General features: G+C 68.5%; 10 protein-coding genes (1 of these 10 running past the window's edge). 8 read left to right on the top strand and 2 right to left on the bottom strand.

Features of this window, described 5'->3' with window-relative positions:
* Together prfB and DAETH_RS01435 are read left to right on the top strand one after the other, a co-directional pair.
* Positions 1 to 80, top strand: a protein-coding gene (prfB, locus tag DAETH_RS01440; protein ID WP_264776179.1) for a peptide chain release factor 2; it begins 1,016 nt to the left of the window's first position. Within the gene, positions 1 to 80 belong to an annotated coding region that runs on past the window's edge; the region does not span the whole gene.
* 148 nt (positions 81 to 228) lie between these two features.
* Positions 229 to 1,185: a serine/threonine-protein kinase gene (locus DAETH_RS01435; RefSeq protein WP_264776178.1), complete on the top strand. Its 957-nt coding sequence runs from the start codon at positions 229 to 231 to the stop codon at positions 1,183 to 1,185.
* 51 nt (positions 1,186 to 1,236) lie between these two features.
* On the opposite strand, the gene DAETH_RS01430 is transcribed toward DAETH_RS01435, so the two are convergent.
* Both DAETH_RS01430 and DAETH_RS01425 read right to left on the bottom strand, forming a co-directional pair.
* Positions 1,237 to 2,166: a GNAT family N-acetyltransferase gene (locus DAETH_RS01430; protein WP_264776177.1), complete on the bottom strand. Its 930-nt coding sequence runs from the start codon at positions 2,164 to 2,166 to the stop codon at positions 1,237 to 1,239.
* Between the two features lie 2 nt (positions 2,167 to 2,168).
* Positions 2,169 to 2,672: a DinB family protein gene (locus DAETH_RS01425; protein WP_264776176.1), complete on the bottom strand. Its 504-nt coding sequence runs from the start codon at positions 2,670 to 2,672 to the stop codon at positions 2,169 to 2,171.
* A 153-nt stretch (positions 2,673 to 2,825) separates the two neighbouring features.
* Here DAETH_RS01425 and rpsF point away from each other — a divergent pair, with 153 nt between their 5' ends.
* From rpsF to DAETH_RS01395, 6 genes are all read left to right on the top strand, one after another.
* Entirely contained in the window at positions 2,826 to 3,134 is a 309-nt protein-coding gene (gene rpsF / locus DAETH_RS01420; protein WP_264776175.1) for a 30S ribosomal protein S6, read from the top strand.
* Between the two features lie 136 nt (positions 3,135 to 3,270).
* On the top strand, positions 3,271 to 4,176 hold the full coding sequence (gene ssb, locus DAETH_RS01415) for a single-stranded DNA-binding protein (protein WP_264776174.1): 906 nt from the start codon (positions 3,271 to 3,273) through the stop codon (positions 4,174 to 4,176).
* A 19-nt stretch (positions 4,177 to 4,195) separates the two neighbouring features.
* The gene (rpsR, locus tag DAETH_RS01410) at positions 4,196 to 4,471 is read left to right on the top strand and encodes a 30S ribosomal protein S18 (protein ID WP_264776173.1); all 276 of its coding nucleotides are present in this window, start codon (positions 4,196 to 4,198) and stop codon (positions 4,469 to 4,471) included.
* Between the two features lie 12 nt (positions 4,472 to 4,483).
* Positions 4,484 to 4,924 carry a 50S ribosomal protein L9 gene (gene rplI, locus DAETH_RS01405; RefSeq protein ID WP_264776172.1) on the top strand — a complete coding sequence of 147 codons (441 nt, stop codon included), beginning with the start codon at positions 4,484 to 4,486 and terminating at the stop codon, positions 4,922 to 4,924.
* Between the two features lie 96 nt (positions 4,925 to 5,020).
* Positions 5,021 to 5,629: a histidine phosphatase family protein gene (locus DAETH_RS01400; protein WP_264776171.1), complete on the top strand. Its 609-nt coding sequence runs from the start codon at positions 5,021 to 5,023 to the stop codon at positions 5,627 to 5,629.
* 54 nt (positions 5,630 to 5,683) lie between these two features.
* The gene (locus DAETH_RS01395; RefSeq protein ID WP_264776170.1) at positions 5,684 to 6,433 is read left to right on the top strand and encodes a dienelactone hydrolase family protein; all 750 of its coding nucleotides are present in this window, start codon (positions 5,684 to 5,686) and stop codon (positions 6,431 to 6,433) included.
* The last annotated feature ends 12 nt before the right edge of the window (positions 6,434 to 6,445 follow it).

Here is a 6,445-nt window from a genome sequence, read left to right as displayed (position 1 = left end):
ACCTCGACGACCTGATGTGGGCGGGCCTGGAGTGGCTGGCCGGGAAACGCGCCGTGGAAGAGGGCGGGGACGAGGAGTAGCCGTCTCGTCCACCTGGGGAGGGAAGCCGTTCAGGTAGCTCCCTCCCCCGCGTTGTTGGAGGTCGTGACGGCACGCCGCAAACGTCCCCGGGCGCTTCGACAGAGTTGCGTGACAACTCGCTCCTAAACTGCTGAAAAGGCCTTCCCCATGACTTCCGACCGCTCCATTCCCGGCTACACCCTGCTGCACCTCCTGGGACGCGGGGACACCTCCCTCGTGTACCTCGCGCGGAACTCCCAGGACCGGGAGGTGGCCCTCAAGGTGCCGCACGAGCGGACGCTGGCCGGGCGCGAGGCCGCCGAGCGGTTCGGCAACGAGGTCCGGCTGACTCTCCAGGTGCGGCATCCGCAGATCGTGCGGGGGTTCGCGGGCACGCCCTTCGGCCCGCAGGCGTTCCTGGCGGTGCAGTACTTCCCGGAAGGCTCCCTCTGCGACGTGCTGAAGCGACTCGCCCCATGTTCGCTTCCCCTCGACGCCGCGCTGCGGGTGCTGGCGGACGTCGCCTCGGCCCTCACCTACCTTCATGGGCTGGGCGCCGTGCATCAGGACGTGAAGCGGCAGAACGTGTATGTCCAGGAGGGGCGGGCGGCGCTCGGGGACCTGGGAAGTGCCTACTTCACGGCGCAGGGGGGCCGGGCGAGCGGCAGCCCCTACTACATGGCCCCGGAAGTGTACAGGGGCGAGAGCGCGGGTGGCGCCAGCGACGTCTACAGCTTCGGCGTGCTCGCCTACGAACTGCTGGGCGGGCGGCGACCTTTTGCCGGGGACTCCTACGAGGAGCTGATGGCGGCGCACCTCAACCGTTTCGCGCCGCCGCTGCTCTCCCTGCGCCCCGAGCTTCCGCCCGCTGTCGCCCGCCTCGGTGAACTCGCGCTCGCCAAGCGTCCCGCTGACCGGCCCACGGCGGCGGACATCCACCGCGCCCTACTGGCGGCCCTCGGGGAAAACCTCGCGGAGGAGGACACCGCAGCCCTGGGCACCGCCGATTCGACGCCCGTGAGGCAGGTGGGACGTCATGTTCCGACTCCTCTGGTGACGGCCAAACCCACCGGGCCGGAGACGGGGGACGCAGGCCGCTGGAATCCCTTCCGGCGCCGCAAGTAGGTATCACACCACGACACCGGGAAGGGCTCTCCCGCGAGTGAGGAGTGTCGATCACCGCAGGGGTCGGTGCAACTCGTACCTTCCGGGCCGCGCCTGAAAGCCCAGCCGCTCGTTCACCCGCAGCATGGGCGCGTTCGTGCTGTGGTTGTTCGTCCGCATCAGGGAGAATCCAGCCTCCCTCGCCCGGCGGATGGCGTGCAGCTTGAGAGGCAGGGCCAACCTCCGTCCCCGCGCCTGGGGATGCGTCGCCGTGATCTCGTTGTAAACGAAGTCCCGAATCCGGACCATCGCCGTCGTGCCCAACCACTCGCCTCCCGGTCCCACGGCGAGGACGAGCCACTCGGGGCGCGCGTCGTGGTCGAGGTGCAGAATCTCGCGCACCTGGGGCAAGGACCAGCGCGGATGCCCGGCGAGGTCGGGCGTCTCGGTCAGCCGGTCGGCGACGAAATGGAGGTAACGGTCCACCGTTGCCCCGTCGGCCCCCATCAGATCGGTGAAGGTCACGCCCTGCTCCTGCGCCCGCGCGAGGGCAGGCCGGTGGGGTGTCTCGTCCAAGGTCGTCAGGTCGAGTTCGGAGGCGAAGCGGTGGGCGTGCTGGCGAAAGCCTCGCCGCTCCGCCCAGGCGAGGCTGGAAGAATCGAGGTCGTCCACATCGGCGACGAGGCCCCCGGCGTCCGGCTCCTGCGCCGCCTCTTGCAACACGCCCCACAACGTGCGCCCAATGCCCTGCCCCCGTGCCTCCGGGTGAACGAGAACGCGGGCGTGGAGGAAGCCCGGCGGGTCGAAGGGGAAGAAATAGAGGTGGGCCGCGCCGCGCACCTCTCCCCCGGCCTCGGCCACCCAGCGGCGGCTGAATTGTGTGGGATCGTGCCTCGCCTCCTGAGCCTGGAAGTCCTCGCCGGTGACACGATGCCCGAGCACGAGGTTGGACAGGGCCACCCAGGCGGGCGCGTCCTCATCACCGTAAGGGCGGACGGCCAAGGTCAAACTCCTCCCCCCACCGCCTTCACCATCTGCCGGATGCTGCCGAGGTGATAGGCGACGTGGGCGCCGGCACCCGTGAGGCCCCCGGTCGCGTCCCCGTCAGGTTCCTTTTCGGCCTGGGTGCGGGCGAAGGCGACCAACTCGTCGTAGGCCGTGCGTACCCGGCCCCGCAGCGCCTCCCACTCCTCCCCGTTCACCTGCCCGGGGTGAAAGCTCCCCTTCCAGTCGAACGGCCCCCGGTCGCCGTCGCGTTCCCAGCGCACGATCACCTCTATGTGAAAGGCCGTGTGGCGGGCATGTCCGGCAACCGTCGAGCCGTGGATGTCCCGGCTCGCCTGAGCAGCGGTCAGGGCGGCCAGGGTGGCGAGCAGGCCGTGATTCCCGCTGCCGTCGGCCTTCGTCCCGTCGAGGAAGGAGGTGCCCTGGCCGGGTGTTCCCCCCTCCACGGCTTCCCTCAGGATGTCGAGGATGCCTTCGGCCCAGTTCTGCGGTTCGTCGCTCATGCCCCAGCGTACCGGGCGGAGGGGACGGGGACATGGGCCGGGTGGCTCTGGCAACTCCCCACGCACTCTGCTAGAGTTGCCAGTTGCGCCGCCCGGCGAGGCCCGCCCATGTGGCGAGCACTGCGCCGAGAGCGGAAGAAAGCGAGGTGAACCATGAACCAGTACGACCTGAACCTGATCCTGAACCCCAACCTCAGCGCCGAGCAGCTCCAGACGGAGCGCGACTACATCGAGACGGCGGTGCGGAACGCGGGCGCGGAGATCACCAACCTGGACGACGTCGGCAACCGCCGCCTCGCGTACGACGTGGGCAAGGACCGCGAGGGCTACTACCTGATGTACACGATCCGCGCGGGCGGCAACCCCGAGCGTGATATCGCCACCAGCCTGCGCCTGCGCGACAACGTGCGCCGCATCCTGGTGGTGCGCGACCGCCCCGAGCAGCGCACCAAGAAGGCCTGAGGACCCCTCCCCCCACCCCCGGTTACGCTGTTGACGTAAAAATGTGGGGTTGCTATCTTAGGGTCAACCCGCGAGGGCCAACCGCCAGCCACGTAGAAGCTCAAGTTATCTCGCCAGCTCCAAAGGAGACCCTGTTATGGCCCGAGGCATGAACCACGTTTACCTGATCGGCGCACTTGCCCGCGATCCCGAACTCCGTTACACGCCCAGCGGCGTGGCCGTCTTCGAGGCGACCGTCGCCGGGGAAGACCACGTGATCGGCAGTGACGGGCGCGAACGCAAGCTGCCCTGGTACCACCGCGTCTCCATCCTCGGCAAGCCCGCCGAGTGGCAGGCCGAGAAGGGCCTGAAGGGCGGCGACGCCCTGATGGTGGAGGGCTCGCTCGACTACTCCTCCTGGGACGCCCCGGAGGGCGGCAAACGCAGCGCCGTCAAGGTGAAGGCCCTGCGGATCGAGCAGCTCGGCTACGCGCCCGAACTCGTGCAGGACGCGGGCGGCGGCGTGCGGATGGCGAGCGGCATGAATGAAGTGATAGTCATCGGGAACGTGACCCGCGACCCCGAACTGCGCTACACCCCCGCCGGAGACGCCGTGCTCGGACTCGGTCTGGCCGTGAACGAGACCTGGAACGACCGACAGGGGCAGAAGCAGGAAAAGACGCACTGGGTCGACGTGACGCTGTGGCGTGACCTCGCCGAGAGCATGAAGGACCTGAAGAAGGGTGATCCCGTCCTGGTTCAGGGGAGGCTCGTGAACGAGGCGTGGACCGACCGCGACGGCAACAAGCGCAACAGCACTAAAGTAGAGGCGACGCGAGTCGAAGCCCTTTCCCGAGGCGCGGGCACCGGCAGTCCCGCAGCCACCCCCGCCGCACCTCGCACTCAGACCGCGAGCAGCTCGGCGCGCCCCCAGCCTGCCGCCGCGACTTCAAGTCGCGCGCAGCCGAGCCGGGCGGCGAACACGGGGACCCGTTCGGGGGGCTTGGATATTGACCAAGGTCTCGACGATTTCCCGCCGGAAGAAGAAGACCTGCCGTTCTGAGCAGGTTTGAGGAACCCACATGACGCAAAGCAGCAACACGGAGCGCAAGCCCCGCGCCAAGGGGCCCAAGCGCCCCCGCAAGCCCAAGGTTGATCCGTTCTCCATCGGGGAACTGGAGATTACCGACTACAAGGACGTGAAGATGCTTCGCCGGTTCGTCAGCGACACCGGCAAGATCCTCCCCCGCCGCCGCACCGGCCTCTCGGCCAAGCACCAGCGCCGCATCTCGCAGACGATCAAGATCGCCCGCCAGCTCGCGCTGCTGCCCTACACCGAGAAGCTGGTCCGCAAGTAAGGAGGATTTGAAATGCAAGTGATCCTTCTTGAACCCGGTCGCCTGGGCAAGACCGGCGACGTGGTGACCGTCAAACCCGGCTACGCCCGCAACTTCCTGATTCCCCGTGGCATGGCGACCCCCGCCAACACGGCGAACATGAAGACCCTGGAAGCCCAGGTCCGCGCCCGCCAGAAGCAGCAGGCGAAGGACAAGGCCCAGGCCGAGGACCTCGCCAGCCGCCTCAACGGGGTCGCCGTGGAACTCAGCGTCCGCGCGGGCGAGGGCAAGATTTACGGTGCCGTGACCCACGCCGATGTGGCAGGCGCACTCGACCGCCTCGGCTTCGATGTGGATCGCCGCCGGATCGACATGCCGAAGACCGTCAAGGAGGTCGGCGAGTACGACATCTCCTACCGCGCCCACCCCGAAGTCACCATCCCGCTGAAGCTCGTCGTCCACGGGCAGAAGTAAACGCAGGTGCAAACAGGCCCCGGCTTCGGCTAGGGCCTGTTCCTTTTGGGCCCGAGCCAGCACAGTGTCGGGCGGGTTGGGCTCTTACCCTGGGCCATGCGCCGTGTGCTCGCCACCCTGCCTCTGTTGCTGTCTCCCGCCGCTCTCGCACAGGCGGTCCCGGAAACTGTCACGCCCAGCCTCCTTGCAGGGCTGCGGGCCGGGGGACTGGTGCTGTACTTCCGGCACTTCGACACCGAGGGGGCAGACGCGGCGACGGTGAACCCGCGTGACTGCTTCACCCAACGCAACCTCAGCGAGGAGGGACGCGTGAACGCCCGCGAGGTTGGGGGGCTGCTTACAGGACTACGCATTCCCATCGGCACGGTGCTGAGCGGCGAGTATTGCCGCAACCGGGAGAGCGCCGCGCTCCTCGCCGGGCGGGTGACGCCCACCCCAGCCCTCAACAACCCGTATTTCCGCACCGGGACGGAGGCGGACCGGCAGAGGGTCGTCGGGAACCTGCGGGCGCTGCTGAAGGTGCTCCCCCAGACGGGCACGAATACCGTCATCGTCACGCACGAGCAGAACTTGCGCCTGACGACGGGCTGGATGCTGGGAGAGGGCGAGGCGGCGATCCTCAAGGCTGCCCCGGACGGCTCGTTCAGGGTGCTCGCGCGGGTGACGCGGGAGGGGTGGCAGGCGGCGCTTGTGTGGGGACGCTGAAGCCTCTCACCGCCCTGATCTTCCCGGCGGGTTACGGTGGGCGTGGAGGTCTTCATGCTCAAGCACACGCTGACGCTGTCGGTGCTGGCCCTCTCTTCCCTCGCGCTGGGGCAGGCGGGGACCACCGCCGCCGTGCGGGGACAGGACGTGAACGTGACGAGCGGGGGGCGGGCGTACCGGAGCTACCTCGCCGCGCCCGCCTCGGCCACCCGCAAGCCTGCCGTGATCCTGCTGCACTCCTTCCGGGGGCTGGAACAGGGCTACCGTGACCTCGTGGACGAGATGGCGGCGGCAGGCTTCGTGACGCTGGCGCTGGGCTGGCAGACCTTCGAGCAGGAACCCAGCGACGCTACGGTCAAAGCCCTCGTGGAGGACGGACTGAAGTACCTGGGCACGCGGCAGGATGTGAACCCGAACGCCGTGGGCCTGACGGGCTTTTGCGCGGGCGGGCGGTACACCATGCTGCTGCTGCCGCAGATCAGGGCGTTCAAGGCGGGCGTGGCGTGGTACGGCTTCCCCGACCAGGGCGGGACGGCGGCCAAACCGCAGGCGCCCAACGCCTTCATCGAACAGCTCACGGCGCCCATGCTGATCATCCACGGAACTCGTGACGAGCCCAGCCCCATCGCCACGATCTACGCCTATGCCGGGCGGCTCGACGCGGCCAACAAGAACTTCAAGCTCAGCGTCTACCAGGGCGAGCCGCACGGCTTCCTGTTGCGAGAGAGCCGGATCGCGGACACCTTCGCCAGCCGGGACGCGCGGCGGGACATGCTGAACTACTTCCGGGAACATCTGCGCTGAACACGGCGGGGC

Source organism: Deinococcus aetherius (assembly GCF_025997855.1).
Lineage (GTDB): Bacteria > Deinococcota > Deinococci > Deinococcales > Deinococcaceae > Deinococcus > Deinococcus aetherius.
Note: the sequence above shows the minus strand (reverse complement) of the source record. Positions and strands in the feature narration are given on the sequence as shown.